This is a genomic window from Niastella populi (assembly GCF_002078015.1).
Taxonomy (GTDB): Bacteria; Bacteroidota; Bacteroidia; order Chitinophagales; family Chitinophagaceae; genus Niastella; species Niastella populi.
In genome coordinates, this window is the sequence record NZ_LWBP01000013.1 from 1 (window position 1) to 19,969 (window position 19,969).

The 19,969-nt window shown below is 41.4% G+C and carries 17 protein-coding genes; 9 read left to right on the plus strand and 8 right to left on the minus strand.

What is annotated here, in order from left to right; translation table 11 throughout:
• Together A4R26_RS34755 and A4R26_RS04090 are read left to right on the plus strand one after the other, a co-directional pair.
• Positions 1–331: hypothetical protein (locus tag A4R26_RS34755; protein WP_165760141.1), on the plus strand; the 331-nt coding region annotated here is incomplete at its 5' end.
• The gene (locus A4R26_RS04090) at positions 321–1,007 is read left to right on the plus strand and encodes a queuosine precursor transporter (protein WP_081160869.1); all 687 of its coding nucleotides are present in this window, start codon (positions 321–323) and stop codon (positions 1,005–1,007) included. The genes A4R26_RS34755 and A4R26_RS04090, both read left to right, overlap by 11 nt.
• Here A4R26_RS04090 and A4R26_RS04095 read toward each other — a convergent pair.
• Positions 1,004–1,642, minus strand: a complete 639-nt coding sequence (locus A4R26_RS04095; RefSeq protein WP_081161268.1) for a recombinase family protein — start codon at positions 1,640–1,642, stop codon at positions 1,004–1,006. The genes A4R26_RS04090 and A4R26_RS04095 overlap by 4 nt on opposite strands.
• A 250-nt stretch (positions 1,643–1,892) precedes the next feature.
• On the opposite strand from A4R26_RS04095, the gene A4R26_RS04100 reads away from it, so the two are divergent.
• Together A4R26_RS04100 and A4R26_RS04105 are read left to right on the plus strand one after the other, a co-directional pair.
• Positions 1,893–2,363, plus strand: coding sequence for a hypothetical protein (locus A4R26_RS04100; RefSeq protein ID WP_081160872.1), 471 nt, complete (start codon positions 1,893–1,895; stop codon positions 2,361–2,363).
• Between the two features lie 387 nt (positions 2,364–2,750).
• Positions 2,751–3,074 carry a hypothetical protein gene (locus tag A4R26_RS04105; RefSeq protein ID WP_081160874.1) on the plus strand — a complete coding sequence of 108 codons (324 nt, stop codon included), beginning with the start codon at positions 2,751–2,753 and terminating at the stop codon, positions 3,072–3,074.
• Positions 3,075–3,093: 19 nt separating this feature from the next.
• On the opposite strand, the gene A4R26_RS04110 is transcribed toward A4R26_RS04105, so the two are convergent.
• From A4R26_RS04110 to A4R26_RS04125, 4 genes are all read right to left on the minus strand, one after another.
• Positions 3,094–6,348 carry a SusC/RagA family TonB-linked outer membrane protein gene (locus A4R26_RS04110; protein ID WP_081160877.1) on the minus strand — a complete coding sequence of 1,085 codons (3,255 nt, stop codon included), beginning with the start codon at positions 6,346–6,348 and terminating at the stop codon, positions 3,094–3,096.
• Entirely contained in the window at positions 6,345–7,586 is a 1,242-nt protein-coding gene (locus A4R26_RS04115; RefSeq protein ID WP_081160883.1) for a FecR family protein, read from the minus strand. Before A4R26_RS04115 ends, A4R26_RS04110 begins: the two co-directional genes overlap by 4 nt.
• Positions 7,587–7,656: 70 nt before the next feature.
• Complete coding sequence (locus tag A4R26_RS04120; RefSeq protein WP_081160885.1) at positions 7,657–8,214, minus strand: RNA polymerase sigma factor; 558 nt, start codon at positions 8,212–8,214, stop codon at positions 7,657–7,659.
• A gap of 1,003 nt (positions 8,215–9,217) precedes the next feature.
• Positions 9,218–9,490, minus strand: a complete 273-nt coding sequence (locus tag A4R26_RS04125; protein WP_242674816.1) for a response regulator — start codon at positions 9,488–9,490, stop codon at positions 9,218–9,220.
• A gap of 697 nt (positions 9,491–10,187) precedes the next feature.
• Between A4R26_RS04125 and A4R26_RS04130 the strand changes: the two genes are divergently transcribed.
• From A4R26_RS04130 to A4R26_RS04160, 5 genes are all read left to right on the plus strand, one after another.
• The gene (locus A4R26_RS04130; protein WP_081160889.1) at positions 10,188–10,652 is read left to right on the plus strand and encodes a DUF3560 domain-containing protein; all 465 of its coding nucleotides are present in this window, start codon (positions 10,188–10,190) and stop codon (positions 10,650–10,652) included.
• Positions 10,653–12,251: 1,599 nt separating this feature from the next.
• Positions 12,252–12,905, plus strand: coding sequence for a hypothetical protein (locus A4R26_RS04145; protein WP_081160902.1), 654 nt, complete (start codon positions 12,252–12,254; stop codon positions 12,903–12,905).
• A 58-nt stretch (positions 12,906–12,963) separates the two neighbouring features.
• A complete protein-coding gene (locus A4R26_RS04150) occupies positions 12,964–13,530 on the plus strand; it encodes a hypothetical protein (RefSeq protein ID WP_133054535.1) in 567 nt (188 codons plus the stop codon).
• Between the two features lie 354 nt (positions 13,531–13,884).
• The gene (locus tag A4R26_RS04155; RefSeq protein ID WP_081160911.1) at positions 13,885–14,502 is read left to right on the plus strand and encodes a hypothetical protein; all 618 of its coding nucleotides are present in this window, start codon (positions 13,885–13,887) and stop codon (positions 14,500–14,502) included.
• Positions 14,503–14,506: 4 nt separating this feature from the next.
• The gene (locus tag A4R26_RS04160) at positions 14,507–17,623 is read left to right on the plus strand and encodes a type IV secretory system conjugative DNA transfer family protein (protein WP_081160916.1); all 3,117 of its coding nucleotides are present in this window, start codon (positions 14,507–14,509) and stop codon (positions 17,621–17,623) included.
• A 496-nt stretch (positions 17,624–18,119) separates the two neighbouring features.
• Here A4R26_RS04160 and A4R26_RS04165 read toward each other — a convergent pair whose 3' ends face one another.
• The 3 genes from A4R26_RS04165 to A4R26_RS04180 all read right to left on the minus strand — a co-directional run bounded on the left by A4R26_RS04165 (position 18,120) and on the right by A4R26_RS04180 (position 19,865).
• Positions 18,120–18,818: a hypothetical protein gene (locus tag A4R26_RS04165; RefSeq protein WP_133054536.1), complete on the minus strand. Its 699-nt coding sequence runs from the start codon at positions 18,816–18,818 to the stop codon at positions 18,120–18,122.
• 424 nt (positions 18,819–19,242) lie between these two features.
• Positions 19,243–19,614: a hypothetical protein gene (locus tag A4R26_RS04175; RefSeq protein ID WP_081160930.1), complete on the minus strand. Its 372-nt coding sequence runs from the start codon at positions 19,612–19,614 to the stop codon at positions 19,243–19,245.
• Positions 19,615–19,616: 2 nt separating this feature from the next.
• Positions 19,617–19,865, minus strand: coding sequence for a hypothetical protein (locus A4R26_RS04180; protein ID WP_081160935.1), 249 nt, complete (start codon positions 19,863–19,865; stop codon positions 19,617–19,619).
• Between the last annotated feature and the right edge of the window lie 104 nt (positions 19,866–19,969).

A 19,969-nucleotide genomic window follows, 5' to 3' on the forward strand; every position in this document is an offset into this window, starting at 1 on the left:
AACACTTGCTAAACTAGCTATAAAGCGTAAAATGAATAATAATTCCACTCAATTAAGTGAAATTTTAGAGATTAAAAATTTACATAAAAAGTGGTATACATATCCCTATATTTTTTATCGAATTATTGATGATTCTAAAGAGAAAACAATCGCTTATAGAGGGTTGGAAATTGGAGAAGGTATAGCAAGTAAATATGAGCTATTAAAGCCAGAAATTGCCCATACAGTTGCGACTTTGTTTATGCAATTAATAAGCCCAAATGGAGAAGATTTCAAACCAAACAGCGATGAGAATATTGATTTACTGTTAAAAAATTTATATGCAAATTGAAAAACGATATAAGTATTTAGGGTTTATTACTTGTTTGTATATTACATTTCAACTTGTTTCTGATGTTTCTGCCGGTAAACTGATTGACTTTTTTACATTTCCTGTTTCTGTAACGGTACTTTTTTTTCCTATAACATATATTTTTTCTGATATTCTTACAGAAGTATATGGTTATGCAAATGCGAGGAATGTTTTATGGACTGTAATGATTAGTTCGATTCTCGCAGGTATAATTTATATGCTAGTTGTTGCATTAAATCCATCGAAAATATTTGATGCTAATGATGCTTATACCCGTGTTTTAGGGCAAGTGCCGAGAATTTTAATTGGCGGCTGGTTGGCTGTTTTTGCTGGTGATATAACTAATAATTTTATATTGGCTAAGTTAAAAATTGTTACTAGAGGTAAGTTCCTTTGGACACGAACAATCTCCTCAACTATTGCAGGCCAATTAGTAAATACATCCGTGTTCTATATAATTGGCTTGTATGGTGTATTGCCTCTAAATGTTCTTTTAACTTCAATAATGTCTGGCTGGGTAATAAAAGTATTTGTTGAAATTGTATTTACACCAATTACATACTTTGTTGTCGCTAAACTTAAAACGGCTGAAGGAGTTGATTTTTATGATAAACATACAAACTTCAATCCCTTTACTTTCAAGCCACCCTTTTAGTCCAGTAATCGCCGCATCATATTCCATACACTTCTACCATGCCACTTGCCTCTATTATGAAACGTCGGTACTTTCCGCCTGTTTAATTCATCAGCTATTTTCCGAACACTTGTAATCCGCATATCACGTAGCTCTTCAAATGTAGGCTGCAGGGCTTTTGCAAACTTGTCTGCATCTCGTTTATTCTGCTCTGCCAGCACCTTTCCATGTTTGCCCAAGACAGTCCCCCGACGTTTTGTAGCTTGGAGCCCCTCTTTAGTGCGTATACTTATTTGATCCCGTTCAAACTCTGCAAACACCGCCAGCATGTGCAGCATGGTTTTGGAAGCATCCGGGTAGTCAGTAGCGACAAACTGCACCTTGCTTTCCATAAGACTGGAAATGAAGGCAACATTCCGGGCAAGCCGGTCCAGTTTGGCAATCACAAGCACTGCATTTTGCTTTCGGCAAAAGGCTAGGGCCTCTAATAATTGCGGCCGGTTCGTGTGCTTTTTGCCGCTTTCAACTTCCGTAAACTCTTTGAGTACGTGCCATTTCTTAGCACTCACAAAGCTGTGTACCGCATCCTGTTGCACTTCCAGGCTCAGCTCCTGCTTGCCGGTGGACTTGCGGTAATAGGGACAGGCATATCTCATGTGTAATTGCTCGTTTATATTGTTGATGGGCATACGAACAAATACTTTTCCACATTATTGACAAAAAGTCAAGTTTTTGATCTAAGTCAAGCCTTGAGAATATTGGGGTTTCCAATTTGAATCCTTAACAAAACATCCAAAAATCGTTGGTGGGTATACGTTCGTTTACACATCTACAAATATTTTTCCTTCCTATATTTATACTGTTCTTTCAAAACTTCTTTATACATCTGTTTTTTATGCTTACTATATGAGAAAAATAATACTCCCCGCCATTTGTCTCGTGCTGTTGTATGCATGTTCGAAAAGCGGCAGCACTCTCTCAAAAGCAGAGCTGCTCACCGCTAAGCCCTGGAAAATAGTAGCCGATTCAATTCTCCCAGGACGATATCTGAACGGTCAACTTATTACAGATATGTACAGCACGTATAAAGCATGCGAGAGAGACAACTACTATGTATTCAGCAAAGACGGCACTCTTGAAGCAAACAATGGCACATTAAAGTGCGCCCCGGCAGACTACCAATCTCTGAAGCTAACGTGGTTTTTACAAAGCGGGGAAACAAAGTTATCAATTTCGCCAGATCAAGTATTCATCACTGGCTTGGGTAGCTTATGCGACATTATAGAACTCAACGCGCAGGAAATGGTTTTGCGCTGGTATGATAAAGACAATACCGGTACCGTTACCAGAGTGCATACACTTACTCTCCGACACTGAAAGAACTGTAGAAATGAAGAATTATGTAGATATGGTAAGCATTGTTAATTTTAAGACGATGTATCATAAACCTAAGTAGGCAGATATTTATCAATATATAAGATAGCTCCAATCATTTCCTTGGAAGCTTATGGCAAAATCTATTCGTTGCTCAAATTTATTATAGTTATTTTTTGTCATATCAGCCAATGAGTTGTTTTATATATAAGTATCCAGCCCAACAAACTAAAAGATCAGTCCCTCCAAAGAACTCAGCTTACCTATGTATGTCTTTAGATCCGAGCCTATAAAAAACTAAGGTAAGCTCTCCGTATGTTGTTAAACTCAGCAACGTATTGTAAAACTTAGAGTTTTCTTGCTTTTGAGCAACAAAGCAAGACACAGCGTATGAAACAAACGAAATCTTTGTCAGTGTTAATTTTTTGGGTAACTGTTGTCGTTATGTTCTGCGTTATGCCAGCATTCACAGATCAATCAATTAGTAAGAAGAAGAGGACAGATTGGACAAACTACTTTTGGTTCAGCGCTAATGGAACTTATTTGCGGCAGAATTTGGTCGATGACGAGATCGACTTGACCGGCCTGGATGAATTTCCGTATGCTCCGTACACGGTTCGTGAAAAAGGGTATACGCCTGCAAATGTCAGCGGAAATCCGCCGGCGCCAATTAATCCATATTACGTAAGTAAATGGCTGTATTCGCACCCATAATTCGTATATGCAAGAAGTCCTACAAACTGAGATGCACGCCAAGCACATATGTTTTCAATGGTGGTAATGAGTTTAATTCCTGAGTTTCAGGATCCATAAGTTTGTACTTTGTAATAACAGCAGAATTAGTTGCCTGAAAATATAAACTGGCGCTCTTTAAATGTGGCTTCAACAACCATTTGGGAGGGAAATCGAATGAAAGGGTAATGTTTTTTACTCTTATAAAAGAAGCGTCGGCAAATCGCGCATCAGATTGTTGCATGTTTTGGTATGCATCATACGCCAAACTGTTACTGCCTGTAGTGTACAGTTGAAACACAGACTTGTCGCCAGGTTTTTGCCACCGATTTAATACTTGTGTGGGTTGGTTTGCCATCGCAGTTCCTGGAGGAGCTATTTTATAAATCTTATAAATGTAGCTGTAACCTTGTTGTATTCTTCCTTCTAATAAAGAACCCAAATGCCAGTTTTTATACGATAAATTTAAGCTTAGCCCTCCATATGCTTTGGGATCAAGGTTGCCGGACATAGAATAATCGTCAGAAAAATTAAGCTTTTGATCTCCATTTTTATCCTCAAAGCTAAAAATCCCATTGTTAGGATTAACCCCTAACGAATGATACCCCTGCTGCATCGTTAAAGATTCTCCTTCTTTGAAAAGAAGTTTATAGGGCGAATCTTGAAGCTCAGGAAATGATATCAGTTTATTACGTGGAATCGTTAGGGCGACATTGGTTGACCAACCAAATTTTTTCTTGTCATCACTTTTAAATTGCAACACAAATTCAAAGCCTGAATTTTGAACTATGGCCGGCCAGTTAGTTACAATGGAACTGTTTGAGCCATTTCGGCTAGGCATAGTAATAAGCTGGTTACTGCTTCTATTTCGAAAGTAATCAACGGAAAAATACATTCGATCCTGAAATAGTCCTAGTTCTAGACCACAGTTCAATTTCCAGGTCTTTTCCCATTCGAGTTTGGAGTGGTCATTATTGCTTGTGTTGGAACTATTCCTACTAAGGCCATCAAAATATTGATAGTCTCCAATTGGATCGCCACCAGTAGTACCTACGCTTGCGCGAATCTTTCCAAAGCTTAAGTATTGGCTTTTTTCTATCAAAAAAGGCTCGTTTGTAAATATCCATCCAATGCCAATGGCTCCAAACTGCCCGATTCGGGTTGTCCATTCTTGCCGGTCTGATGCTTCTATTCTACTTGTGAAGTTTGCAATATATTTATCTGACCATATATAGCTCACGCGCCCAAACATCGCTCTATAGCTATATTTATTTTGAAGGGGAGGTGCATAGTTAATATTGGCTGCTGCTGTTGGGTTGCGATAGTCGTCGTCATTCGTGTAACCTGATGCAGTATACCGGCTATTGTTGTTTATTATTTTCTGAAAGGACGAACCAATGAGTACAGTTAATTTTCCTTTCCCTAGATACTGATAATATTCAAGCTGAGGTTCCGCGATAAAGCTTTTATAAGCAGATTCGCCGAAGAAAGCAGTACCTGTATCGCCCGCGTTGTAGGGGTTTAATGATTTAATCGGGATAATGCTTGTTTCTGAAGAGCCAATCTTGTTATACCCGATAGTGGCTTTGATAGTAAGGTTACTTGAGATTCGATAGTTTAGAAATAAACTGGCGAGTGAATTTTCTGTCCGAGCACAATAGGGTTGGTATAGCAGAGCAAGAGGATTACTATAGGGAAAGCTTGGGTGGCCCCAGTTCAGTTTGCCGGTGCCGTCGAATAACTGTGGTGAATGGGGAGGTAATATCAAGGTGGTAGTTAGGTCAGTTAAAATTAAACTGGTCGCATCATTACAATAGCTGCCCGACCAAGTTGTTGTCAGTCTGCGGTTTGGTGATTTATAAGTAATCCGGAAATGCAAATTGCCCCGATCTTCTCCCAGATTTCCTGGAAATACCGTTGTTTGCTGATGGTAGTTTCCACTTAAATAATAGTGTATATTTTTCGACCCACTGGAAATGGAAATGCCGGCGTATTGGCTTTTGGCTGAACTTCCCAATAGAACTTTATTGAAATCTATATACTGACTTGCATCTAACAGCAACAAGTCTTTGTCTGTGCTAGATAAGCTTTGATTATCATTCCGCAATGCTTCTTGTCTCATTTGAATATACTGTTCCGTGTTTAACATTTTAGGGCGTCTTGTGAGCGTGCCTATGCCGGTTTGTATATCCGCGGAAATAGATAAACTGCCAGGCTTCCCCTGTTTGCTTGTTATTAAAACTACTCCCTTTGCACCGCGACTTCCATAGATTGCGGTTCCGTCAGCATCTTTGAGAACTTCTACACTTTCAATGTCATTTACATCCACATTCACCAAAGGACTTCTGCCATAAGATCCTAAGGCTGAGCCAGAACTGAGAACCTGTAAGCTATTATTGTTAGCGGCAAAAGGAACTCCATCGATAACATATAAAGGATCATTAAGAGGGAGTCTTCCGCGCTTGGTTCCGATGGAGCTCTGTCCTTGTACTTGAGTTTTTATAAAAGAAGAGGGTAATCCATTGGTTTGTGTAACTAATAATCCCGGCACACGACCTGATAGTAAGGAAGGAAAGCCATTCCAGATTGGGGTCTGAAATTCTTTAGCGCTTATTTTGGTAACATTGCTTGTATTCAGTCTTCTGGTAGTTTTTCCATATCCTAATTTTATAATCACATCCAGGGCCCGGTGATCAGGCTTCAATGACAAAGTCAATAACGGTATTTGCGGCACTATGTTTACAATGGTGTCAACTGTGTGATAACCGGGGGCAGACACAATAATCCTGGCATTTGAATCTGGGAGATATAAATCATTTCCTCTAACTTGGGAATAAACAATCTTAGAATTATTCCACACCTTAACTTCATACTCTTGCAAAGTTTCTCCATCTTCGTTTACAGCTTTGAATGGTATTTTTACCTGAGGCTTCCTTTTACTATTATTTCTAGATTCTATTTTCGTAATCGTAATTACTGTAGGATCAAATTCACACGTTAATGGTTTATTTCTAAAGCATTTTTCTAAAACCGTTTTTACCTTTACGTTTTTTTCATGTAAAGTAACTTTTCCAACAATTTGTAGAATTGCCCTATCATAATTGAAGCTATAGCCAGTTTGTCTTTTAATTTCCTCAAGTACTTGCTCGAAATCAGCATTCGTTACGTTTATGGTGACTCTGTCATGGATAGTTTGGTTGGGTGACTTAAATGAAAGTACGAATAGAGTCAGAGTTAACATTAGAGCAATATTCATGGCAATGGTGAATATTTTTTAACAATTGCAATTTTTCCGTCAATCGTGTAGTTGGCCACCTTTAATTTTCTAATAAATTCTAGAGCTTCTCGGGCAGTCTTTTGAGGAGGAATCGTAATGGTCAGCTCATTATCGAATGTTTCATTACAGATTATTGTTACGCCATACAACCTTTCTATCTCTTTCAGCACTTCTTGAACTGATGCATTTTTATATTTTATTGACATCTTCCAAGCAACGGCCTTTTTTACATTTATTTGTTTGGGACTTGTTAGTTCACCCCGGTCGTTTAAAGTGATCTCTTGGCCAGGAACTAATTTGCGTACAACTGTATCCTTTATAGCTTCAATCTGCCCTTCAATTAGCGTTGTCCTAACGGTGCCGTTGTTCTTATCAGCGGTCACATTAAATTCTGTTCCAGTTACTTTTATTTCCATTGAATTGGCTTTGACAAAAAATGGAACTTTAGAAACATCAATAAGGTATTGTGGCTTCACTTTGAAATATGCTTCCCCAGACAATTCAACCCTTCGAGCATTGGTTACATATGGGGAAGAAAATTGTAATGTTGATTTTTCGTTGAGTGTTATTTCGGTGCCATCTGGCAGTGTTACATGAATTTTATAATTCGGGGGGCTTGTAATTGAGTTTTCCATAAAGAAAAAGAAGGGAAATGTGAAGGCGTCAAATTTGCCAAATCCCGGAATAGTATCGAATTTAATGTGTCGGTTTGCATATGTGATTTGCAAATGCCCAATACGTAAAGGCTGGATACTTGATAATGTATTTAAGTCGATGATTGCTCCATTCCATAATCGAACAAAAGGAATTGCAAGCAAATTACTGGAAACGGAAATTTGTTTTCCTGCTTCTTTAGGGCGGTCTTGCGAATCTTTTGTTTTTAAAGTGTATTTATGATCAAAGCTGTTTTTAATTATGTAAGCATATAAAGCAACTGACAGGAGTAAAAGGATGATTGCTGCTGCAATAACCTCTTGATATGTGAACTTAATTTTCCGGCTTTGCTTTTCGCGAGAGGGGGCGACAATTTTTTGCCAAACAGCTGCCTTGTCAATTTTGGCAATCGTTTCCTGATATCCATTGGCCGTTACGCGATTAAAAAAATCTCTGTTCTCTTGTGATTGCTCTAGCCATTCTTGCAATTCTTCTTGCTCATGGTCCTGCAAGTTGTTTTTTTGGTATCTAAAAATTAATAGTGCAATTTTATTAGCTTCCACTTTGATGAAATTTAGATAAGAATAAAGTTTAATGATTAATGGTATGGAATGCAGCCATTTAAAAGAACTGTCAAGCTGAGAAGCCCCATCCTGATTTAAACAAGGCGTTGCGTATTTTTTTTATTGCAATGCTTTTATGAGTTCGATATGTAGACCTACTTATCCCCATTATTTCTGCCGCTATTTTTGTTTCGACACCTGAAAAAAAAAGATTGAAGGCGACCTTTTCCTTTTCCGTAAAGTTGGGATTGACTTTATTCATTAGGTCATGCAACTCTTTTTCAATCATTATCTCTTCAACGCTCCGCTCGAAATTTTGGATATTATTTGGTGTCTTATCGGAGGATTCATATTTGTCATCCTTTTCCTGAAAATGAACAATACATCCTTCCAGAGTTTTCGTAAGTACTAATTCTACTAGTTTTTCCATAGGCATATTCTCTATGCCTTTCGCTTCGTGATATAAATACCTGAATGCGTCAGTGACTATATCTCTTGCCTTATCTATGTCGCCAACTTTGTTAACTATGTAATTACAAAGAGGCTCAAAGTAGCTCTCAAAAAGCTCTTTTAATTTCTTTTGTTTCATAAAAATCAAAGCCATAACTGGTTCATAAAGCGAGTGCACTGAAACCACTGTTTTTAAGGTTCCTTGGGCACCAGAGTTTTTAAGGGGTACGGGGCTACTAATGACGAAACAATGCAGTTGGAACTAATTAGCTGATATGATATTAAAACAGTAGATTTTATATTTTAGACTAAAGAGAATTTCAACTATATTTTTACTAACAGGACTAGACACGTGCAGATAAGTAAAGAAGAAACATTTATCAATCTTCAGAAAAATCATGAAAGCCTTTCTGGATAAGGATTTGGGGGAAAATCATCCTTAATTTATTAAAAAAAAGAGTTCAAGAAAAACTGTAAAAAAAGTGCAAGTTTTCTTGAAGTTTTTAGATGTTAACACTCGTTAGTTTCGTTCCTTTTTTTGCTAAATTGGCGCCTCATTAAAATTGCCCCGTTTGGGGCAATTCGCATAATGGACATACTGGACTCTTCCCGGGAAAATTTCAATGATGAAGTCCATTAAAAAAAGGAGTAAGCTCCGCAAAATGAAAAAGAATCGTAAACTGGGAACTGAGGATCTTACCCTTATTCTTAAAATTGCGATTCAACTTGTAACACTAGCCTCTATTCTGTCCAATGGTTGCTCGTGAAGCAAGCTTAGGCCAGCTTTCAAGCTGGCTTTTTTTTTTTCAACGAGGTCGCTTACCTTTCAAAGATAAATTATTTATTGACATTAGTAGACTCTTTAAGCAGAGTCTTATTGCGTATCTGGTACATTTTTCCTATGCTTTGATTTGCAATTTCGTGGTTTCTGCAAGGGCCACTTTGAAAGATTGATTACTACCAAAAGTTGAATAGCGGGCCGATTAATCAGTAAGCTATCCAGACTTCTAGGTGAATGCAATCGACAAATACATCCATATAAAACATCAAGGTTTTGATTGCATTCTGCTGGATGTAAACAGCAGCTCAAGCTTTTCAGTCAGTTCTTTAATGGTTGACGGCTTGGCCATGAAGCAGTAAGCGCCGAGCTGGCGAGCCTCTTCTTTTAGTTGGGGATGATTTCACGTGCTGCAGATGACAATGGGCAGCAAATCATACCCAGGGATTGCCCGAATGCGGAGCAGGCATTGCTTTCCATCAAATTTCGGCATGTTCCAATCGAGGAACAGCATGTCTGGCGGGGTAAATTCCTTTTCGGAAAGGATGGCGAGCGCGCGATCACTGTCCTGGATATGCTGGAATTGAATCTCCCAAGGAAGATGTTTCAGGGCGAGGTCGAATATATATCCGTCATCCTGATCGTCATCAATAAGCACAATGCGGCTCGGGAACATCAGTATTTTTAATTAAGCAATCAGAAATGAAAACATCCAGTGAACTAGAAGCAAGGAAGAATTGCACTGTAAAATACAAAACTATGGTTTCCAATGCCGTCTTTCTTGCTCGGTCACAAAAAAGCCTCTTACCCGGAGGGGAAAAGAGGCTACACTAATCAAATACCATTAACCATTAAACCTTATCCTAGCTAACAAATTACAAAGAATTATCAGATATGCAAATTTTTTCAACCTCAGCTTTCCCTTTTGCTTTTACTTCGATCACTTTGAAAGCTTTTCTGAATAGATATCCCGATAATCTTTGCTCTTGGCAAAAGGCAAGCCGCAGAAAGTGGTGCACTGCGCGACTAGGGTAGTTTTGATGGAAAAACTAAAGGCCAGTTTGGGTGGAAGTCTTACAAAAAGGCGACTTAGTATATTTCGTTTACTGCTAACAAAAACTTGCATAACCCAAGCGGTTAGGTTATTATATGTATATCGGGAAGAGAAACACAAAAGAAACTCGATTCCCGAAAGCATATGTCACACTACAAAATAATTCACAAATCAGAGACTTGGAAAAATGGAACTACAATGGTTGTAGTTTCAAATGAAAAGAGCAAAAAGGAACACATAGGGTTTTTATATAAAAATGGTCATATTGAAATAATGGTTGGAAGAAGGGTAGCGCTTCGAAAAATAAAGCTTGCATAATATGACTAAAGATAGAGCGCGAATAAAAGCTGCCCAATATGTAAACTGGGCGGCAATAGCAGAAAAAAAGTCAAAGGAAATTTATGATAGCTTTCAAAAGGTATATGGAGATTTTGATTGGACGCAACCTATTTTGTTAGGGCATTATTCTCAAAGATCCCATGAAAAAGTATATGAGCGTCGAGAAGCTATGCACAATAAAATAAATATACTTTATGCGAAAGCAAAGCGGTTCAGAGAAAAGGCTGAAAATTTACTGAATTTTGCAAACAGAAATAAAGGAGACGCCGAAGTAAAACGTATAGTGCAGAGAGCCATTGCAGATACCAAAATCACAGTCGGAAGTGCTATTATTGATTGGGTTTATGGGTCTGGTATCGTACAAAAAGTCAATAAAAAAACCTATACGATAAAATTTACAAACGGATTAAAAACAACAAGAGATAAATCATATATTAAAATATGAACCATAAAAATGCATCAGCTGTAGCACTGGGGAGACTCGGGGGAAAATCACGATCAAAAAGAAAAGTAAATGCTTCTCGTGAAAATGGAAAGAAAGGCGGACGTCCTAAAAAACAAGTATCGTGAATTGAAAAATCACGGAAATACAATAATGATCGGTACTCATTCTAATGCAGTTGATGTCGGCACCAACAAATCTATTTATCTTCCGTTGCGTCGCACACTTGTACGCCTGTGCTTGCTTCAGCTTTCCGTCGCACAACACCCACACACGCACTCTTCAGTACAAAGCCCAGCACTAGTACATACCATTTATCGGTAGAACAAAGCCAAACGCAGGTCAATAAGGTCTCGGCGGATCATCGAACACAAAAAGGCGCGCCAGCACAAAGCAAGACCTAAACGCCATTGCATGGCATTCAGGACATGCTTTGCCGAGTGGAAAATTTTCCATTCCGCGGGCTACATGGAAAATTTTACCACTCGGTCCTGCGTGTCACGCTTTTTGTATAGTTCGAAGATCCGCCTCGGGAAGCTCCCGTGTCCTGCCTCAAAGCTGCTTATTTTCCTCCCTCATTCCGCTTCATTGCACCTACGGTTCCATTGCGCTACATTTCCGGTCGCAAAACAAGCAGCCTTGGCAGGCCACTCCGCTTCCAATTTTTAGCGCGTCGCCCTGGCAATGAAAAACTCTATAGAGGCTAAGGCATATCGTGAGTTTTCCATTGCGGGGGCGACGCTTATGCGCCCCTGCGCTGCCCCGCCCACCTTTATTAATTTGCATAGCCTCCGCTTTGCTCCGGCTCATTTTAATGGCCGTAACAGCGGTTTGCAGTGTGCCCGCGCTACGCGCTCCTGCACCCTGCAGTGGGCGGGGCGGGCGCGAGGGGCGCGGCAGGCCAGCAGTGCAAAGCCCAGCAATAGGTTATAGCCACCTTCGCCAGTACATTTCCGAGGCTATACTGATTTTTCAACAAATCGCCGGCTAAAGTGGAATAAGTTTTTAAATTATTCAATGAAGGGGGCTATTAATAAAATAATAATAAACGTTTATTTCATCTAGTTAGATGGGCATAAAACTTATTCCATGGTTTGAAGGGTGCAATAAAAAAGCTAAATAGATTTGTCCTGGCCCGCCAGGCATTGAATGGGATAATAAAAAATTGCACCAATTATGTCCAGTTCAAAACAGAAACCTGGTAAGGTAACAGAACATGTATCTTCTGATTGTACGAACCACAATCAACAAAGCGAAGTCCTTATAAAATTTTTATGGTTCTACATACACATAAAGGACCCGAACCCACACACTATTGAGATAGTAAAAAGGGTTTTAAAATTCTTCGAGTTGCTGGTAATACTCGGTTTTACATATGGTTTAGTGAAGATTATCCTTTTGCTGATGCGCTGAATTTTTTTTAATTTTAAAGTACAATCTGATTGAAAGCGTATATAGTGAATAGAGCACGCCACAAAGCTCAAATTCACTTCATACAATTGACACCTCTCTACTTCTATTCATAAAGCCTGATCTAAGTAGCAAGCATATTCAGTTATAAACCAAATGAAGCTAATTGCTATGGGATTTCATGTCATCATAATGAAAGAAGGAAACCAGATGGTGCACCGGTATGTAAAAACATACGAGGCATTGGCTGACGTGTCAGAGCTTACAAAGGATTCGATCATCTATGAAGGGGAAGAACACTGGCGGCCGGAGATCGCCGGCCAGTGCGAACGGTACAAGCAGTTTACCGATCCGCAGCTCCGGGCGGGATTGAAAGCCCAGTATGTATTTAAGCGGCAGGCCGAAGATCGCGGACTGGTGGTGCAAGAGATCAACCAGGATAAGGAAAGCTATAAGAAGGCTTATAAAATTGCCAAGTGCGCCATCAAGCGCGGCGATTTCATTATCCGCAACGCGGGAGGCATCGAAGTGGACGTGAAATGCAAGGCATTTAAGCGGGAGCAGGGGGAACGATATTTCCACTTTAATGTGGAGGATTTTCCGAAACACGGAAACATGACTACGAAAATAACTAACGTGCCGGTTATTATTGCCGTGTATGAGCGCCAAGGAGAGAAGGTGAATGAAAACCAACTGTTCATGTTTGAAATCCAGGAAATGCAAAAGCAGCTGGAAACGCTTACAAAAATCGATTCGGAACATGGCCCCTGCTACCTCATTCCTATCGGCAAAACGAAAAAGGGATTTCAGTTGATAGAGCAATACAAAAGGCGGATACCCGCATAACCGCCGGTTTGGCACTGGCGATAATTCAAAGGTTTCGTTGAATGCTATAATTAGCTATATGCCAGAACCAAGATTTGAAACCATGCCTGCCGAGGCGCCTGCCCTGGAAGGGCAAGAAGAAAATGCCCTTGAAGCATCGAATACCGAGCGGGCACTTACCCCCGAAGAACAGCAGGCGCTCATTGCCTCTGAAATGAAAGATGAAACTGCTGTAATTGCCCGCCAGGCAGAAGCGGCTCAAACGCAGGAACGCATTGGCCAGCTGCGTCAGGAGCTCGGTATCGAATCTCAGGAAACTACTCCAGGACATGGAATAGAGAACGAAGGAGAAAAAAGAGAAAACAACAGCCTTTTAGAAAAAGAATCTGACGGTGATTCGACTCCTTCACCAGAAGAGAAAGTAATGCGTATTATCAACAATACCGGCAACGAGAACCAACCCTACAAAACATGGACGTTTAAGCAAACCTTTAAAGAGAAACCGAAGAAACGCCCCTCGTTCTTCTGGCGCTTGCTCAAGTTTCTTTTTTCCGGCGAAAAAGCATCCTTCAAAAAGGGGTTAGAGATCGGAGGTTTTTACGATCAGGATGATTCTACGAAAAAAGAAAGTGCCAATAAGAATTAAAGAAAGCATTAAGCACTTTTATTGAGTAAACTCATTAAGCACCATCAAGCTAAGTGTTTACCAAGCCTAGCTTTCTTATGCTTTGAATAATCACTAAAAGGATTTTCATAAATTACCTTCAGTACACGCCTGCCGCCGGCGATGAGCTTTAGCGCATGTATGTGCTACACATCGCCGTTGGCACATCCGAAACAACCATATGCACACGTGCATATGGTTGTTTCGGATGTTTAATTGCATAACGGGAATCAGTGTTTTGCAAGATTGCGGCACGTATTTTTTTCATACCTTTTCTACAGCTTTCTCACCTGTCCTGATTTAACCCACATCACTAACCGTAAAAACCAAAACAAAATGCTTGCACATGTATTCTTGAATTTCTATTTTCTTCAAAGCGCCTATTCATCGCCCCAGTTGACATTGCTGCAATACTTTATGGTGTTCATGCTGCTTCTATTCGTCGGATATCTGGTCGGCAAGATTCGCCGCAATGCGCTCGAAACCGACAACTGGTTGAAGGGTTTTGATCTGCTGCATCTCTCAGCCGAAGAATTCTACGGCTTCCTCGAAAACTATATTCGTGACATGAAGCTGCCTGACGTTAAAGTGCGACGGGTTACCCACCCGGAAGGCGGCATGCTGTCCTCAAGCCGGGTGTATCTTCGCGTGTCCCGCAAAGAGCATGTATATGATATTTGCGCCGCGCCCTTCGGTCATGCGTTCTTCATTTCATACTGGCAGGTAGACACCTCTACTATCTCTCGCAAGTTGGTTCGCGCCATTCCCAAGATCGGCCCGCTCCTTGAACTCGCGATGTTCGGCAAGACATACTATCAAGTGGATTCAGAGAACATGTTCAAGCAGTTCGTCGATGAGCTGCTCAAGGATGCAGTCGACTTGGTTGCCGCAGAAAATGGCACCAGGGGGCATAAGGAACTTGAACGCATTCCAGTAGAAGCAGAAAGACAATAGCGGAATGCTCTATACACGCTCACAATACCTCACTGACCAGTTCCGGGCGTGGGATGAACGCGGGCGCGGATGGCATGTGTTTCCAGTGCCGGTAGATCCCGAGCCGGCGTTTGTGCCTTTTATTTTCAGCGAAGCCAGCAATGCAATCATTGATGATGGCAAGCGGCCCGGGCTGGTAGGTGGCATATTCGGAGAGCTGAAAAAAATGTTTGCTCCGCCGAAGGAAGAGGACCCGGCGGAGGAAGACACCATCCAGGCATTTCCGTTTGAGGAAGAGTATCCATTGCGTTTCTTTTCGCTCTCATTTCCGAAAGGCCAGAAGGTGCCGCAGTTCGAAACGGAGCAGTTCATTATAATGCTCGCTGCCTGCAGCTATCCGATATCATTCGAGCTGATTGCAACGGCAGGCGCGATACAAGTGCAATTCGTCTGTGCCAATGATGATGCGGCATATCTGCAAGGCCAGATGCAAATTTATTTCCCCGGCTGCAGCCTGATTGAATATGAAGATTCCCTGTTCGGCATTTTCGTAGAATCAGTGCAGGCGTATGAGCTCGGGCTGCGCCAGGAGTTCATGCTGCCGCTTGCCATGCCAAACAGCCTGGACTTCGATCCGCATGGCAGCTTGTTCGGGATTCTTGAACAAATGCCGGAAGGGAAGCGCGCGGCGGTGCAGGTTGTATTCCAAGGATGCCGAAACCCTTGGGCTGAAAGTATCGTGCGTTCAGTGCATGCCGGCAATGGCAAGCCGTTTTTCGAGGACGCGCCGGAAATGGTTGCCGGAGCGAAGCAAAAAATTTCTGCCCCGCTGTTTGCTTCGATCATTCGCGTCATGGCAAGCGCTAAGGATGCGGAGAGCGCAGGCAAGCTTGCCTGGGCGGTGGGGGACGCGCTGGTGCGACAGTCAAAGAGCGCCAACAATAGCCTAATGCTCTTGTCTAATGACGAGTATGAGTATGCAGACCATTTGGGCGATCTGCTGTATCGGAGAACGCGCCGGCTAGGCATGATTGTAAACAGCAAGGAGCTGGCAAATTTCGTTCACTATCCGTCCGTTAGCATTCCTTCTCAAAAACTGGTACGCGATACCCGGAAGACCAAAGCGGTGCCAGGCATTGCCACCGGTGTGGGATTATTGCTCGGCAAGAACAAGCACCAAGGCAAGGAGGCTACCGTTTCTATTCCGATAGCTCCCCGTTTGCGGCACATGCACCTTATTGGCGCTACCGGGACCGGAAAGAGCACCTTGCTGCTCAATATGATCGTGCAGGACATACGCAATAACACCGGCTTGTGCGTCTTAGACCCGCATGGCGATCTTGTTGAAAAGATCCTGCCATACATACCGGAGCGCAGAAAAAAAGACGTCTTGATCATTGACCCGGCAGATGCCGAGCATCCGGTTGGTTTCAACATACTGACCGCGCACAGCGACATCGAGAAAGATATTCTCGCATCCGATTTGGTTGCCGCCTTTAAGCGGCTTTCAACCAGCTGGGGAGACCAGATGAACAGCGTGTTTGCAAACGCGGTACTGGCATTTTTGGAAAGCAGCCAGGGCGGGACGCTGGCAGACTTGCGCCGCTTCCTGGTGGAGAAGGGATACCGGGATTCAATTCTGCGCACCGTGGCCGACCCCAGCGTTTTATACTATTGGAAGCATGAATACCCGCTGCTCAAAACAAGTTCCATCGGTTCAATACTAACCCGCCTTGATAGCTTTTTGCGGCCAAAGCTCATTCGGAACATGGTCTGCCAACATAAGGGCATCGATTTCAGCAGCATGATGGATGAAGGAAAAATCATCCTGGTGAAGCTCTCGCAGGGGCTGATCGGCTCGGAGAACTCATATCTCTTAGGGACATTCATCACCGCCAAAATCCAACAGGCAGCGATGGCCCGACAAGCGCAGGCCCAGGAAACCCGCCGAGACTTCTTTTTATACGTTGACGAGTTTCAGCATTTCATCACACCCTCAATGTCATCCATTCTTTCAGGTACCAGGAAATATCACCTGGGCCTGATATTGGCGCACCAGTCTATGGCGCAGGTATCCGATTCCGAGCTTGCAAGCGCAATATTGGCAAACGCCGGCACCCGCATCTGCTTTCGCTTGGGCGAAACCGATGCCCGGAAGCTGGAAGACGGCTTTTCATTCTTCGACACGAAAGACTTGCAGAACCTCGGGACCGGCGAAGCGATTGCCCGCATCGAAAAGCCGGATTTCGATTTTTCATTGAACACGGTGCCGCTCGAAAAATCGGATGTTCCAGGCGAGGTGCAGGAACAGATCATTGAGTGCTCGAGAAAGGCATACGGAACGCCGAAAGGGGAAGTGGAGGAAATGCTTGCAGAAAGCATGCGTACTAAAGCATCGGAAGAACCAAAGCAGAAAAGAAAAGAGCAGTCTGCCGAACCAAAGGAAGAAGATTATATCCCTTTTGAAGAAGTGGTACCGGAAAAGGAGGCATCGCAGGAACAAGCAAAGGAAGAACGACAGGCGAAGACACCAATAACTATACGGGCACTGCCAGAACCGGCGCCAATACGCACAACCACAGATCCAAAAGAAGTTACCGACACGCCGGAAGCCCAAGAGTTCTTGCAAACGGCAGAAGTCCGCCTGCATACATCGCTTCAAAATCGTATTAAGAGAATGGCGGAAGATGACCGAGGGTATAAAGCAACAATTGAAGCACTAACCCCTGACGGAAAAGGATTCGTTGATGTCCTACTTGAACGAGATGGCAAAACGATTGCAGTCGAAATATCCGTCACTACGAAGGCCAACTGGGAATTGCACAATGTGATGAAATGCCTGGATGCCGGCTATGGCACTATCATTGTTTGCACCCAGCATAAACGGAACATTGAGAAAATCCGTTCTGCTATCAATGGTGTGCTGCCGCCGGAGAAAAGAACAAATGTATTCGTTTTTGAACCTGATGCCTTGTTTGCATACTTGGACGAACATATGCCTAAAACGGAATTGAAAGAAAGACGGGTCGGCGGGTATAAGGTAAAAGCAAAGTATCGCACTACAACTGAAAAGGAAACGCAGCAGAAACGTGAAGAAGTGGCGAAGGTGATAATCGATTCATTGCGGAAAAAGAAAAAATAAGAAGCACAATATATTGATTACTGACATAAACAATATGATTGCCTATGGATAGAAGGTGCGCAGTGCGGTAATGCCTGCGGGCCAAACATACCATATAACCAATGGGAGCATTCCATGATCGCCTACGAATGGCGTGTTTTGTACGCAGCCGGTATTAATTCACCGGTATGGAAGGTATATGCTTTTTAAAACTTTCACGGCTTTCAAAAAAAATATAAATGCCTTTCGATTTCGGGATTAGAATAGGGATGTCTCATTTTTTAATTCCAGGATGTAGAATCTGACCGTAGGAGAAAGTAAAAAAATATTGTTCGGGTATGATATTGATTTAAAAAAACGTGGAAGGCAATCGGATATTATTTATAAAAAATCGCTGTATTTATTATGTAAAGGTGTGCCTGGTTAAAACTCTTTTCACGTTTTGTCTGTATGAAAATCGACTTACGTAATAGTAGGCAATAAAACTAATTTTTACGGTTCAATTTTGCATTTTGTCTTAATCTTCGGATTTATCACAAGAATGACAGTAACCACTTTCTTGTGTGGCTGTTCTGTTGCATCCAGGCATTTTGCATTTGTTGTGGCTTAGACTTTTTTCCTTGAATATTTCATAAGACTTTTTTCTTTTTTTAAGGGGCTTAATTTTTGTTTGACCTCCTTTGATGAGCTGATAACCGCAAAGTAAACCAGAAATAGAATCAATCAATTTTCCATTTTCAGCAATGGCCGCACTTGCATCTTCGAGATTGCCTGCGTGGTAATAATCGCCTTCATCGTACACTTCAGCAATGAGGCAATGTGACGCAACTACTTTTATAATATCTGCAACCCATTTGTGCTGCACAACATTATTCGCGAACTGTGTTTTGCAGAATGAAGAACAGTAATATATTTCATTTTGAGGAAATGTATCTATTTTATATCCCTCATCTAATTCTGTTTTGCCATCGTTAGAAAGCGTTGCCCATGTATAGCTGTATTCACTTTCTCTCTCTTCATTCTTTATTTCTTTTACGCTTTTGAATTTAAAAGAAAGAGTTTCGCATTCTCCTATATCTATAAATAATGAGCAATCGCTTTGTCTCCTTATTTCGATAGGTATATCTAATAATTTTGCCTGATTTTCTTTGATAGCTTTTGCAGCATTTTCTGCATTATTAAGCGCGTTAGGGACATGTATTTTTTTAAGTCCCAATTTGTGAGATATTGTAACTCCCATATCTAAAACGCAAACCCTATCTCATTATCTTGTACGACCTCGCCAGTATCATTTTTTCCAAAGTGTTCATCTAGGAATTTATGCAACCACCATAAATGAAGAATAATTTGTATCGTTATTCATAATTCGTTCTGATACTCGCATTCATAACAATAGCCGTCCCAATCCTTTGGCATGAGCTTTCCGCACATAATGCAAACATTATCAATGTTAATGTTCGATATCGCATCTCCTACTATTTTCTTTGAATTCAGCCACCAACGGGTTGCCCGTATGTCTAGGAAGATATGCATGTGCGGACTACCGTTCGCAAGCCAATCTTTTTCTTCTGCCTCATACAGGTAATCTACGACGGCTTTTATGCTTGGTAAAATAAAATGGTCATTATTATCACTCATAGCTATACTCTTCCACTAAGTCTTTTTTCTAATGATTGCGCATATTCTTGCTGGCTCCATAACTCATCTTTGAGCTCGTCATAATTATTCCAAGCGATAGAAAAATCACTTTCAACAACAATTAAATGCTTTGCTCTTTCGCTGTAATAAGCAAGGAGTAGCCCTTCGTCATGCCATGCTTCAACATACAATGTTAAGTGTCCTTTGGTTTCTTCAAGTTTATTATCGGCGACCAAGAGTAAGTTTTGTAAAGCTTCCCAGTCGTCTTTATATTCGTTCGGGAAATCGACACTGTAATGGTCTTTATAAGCAGCAATGGCTTTGTCGAGCATTGAGAAAAACTCATCTTTAGTGAAAAGTTTTAGTTCATTCATACCTATAACTCGTAATACAAAGCACCTTGAGTAAGGGCTTTGCCAATGTTGGTAATAGATTCATCAAATAGCTGATTTTGCTTTATAGTAAACTCGCTTCCGTCAATATAATTATTGATGTAAAGCCTATTGTCAGGCATAAGCTCAATATGTTTTGAACTTCTACCGCAGAATTTGAGTGCAATAGAGAACTCGCTTACCCCATCCTTCAGCAAATCAAACAAATGCGCCTTGTCTTTTACAATTTGCATATTTCAAATAACTCCCAGCCCGCCCGTTATGATAATGAGTAGCGAACCGGCGCAGGGGATATAGTATTTCCGCTGCGCTTTATTATACCACGATTGACTTTTAA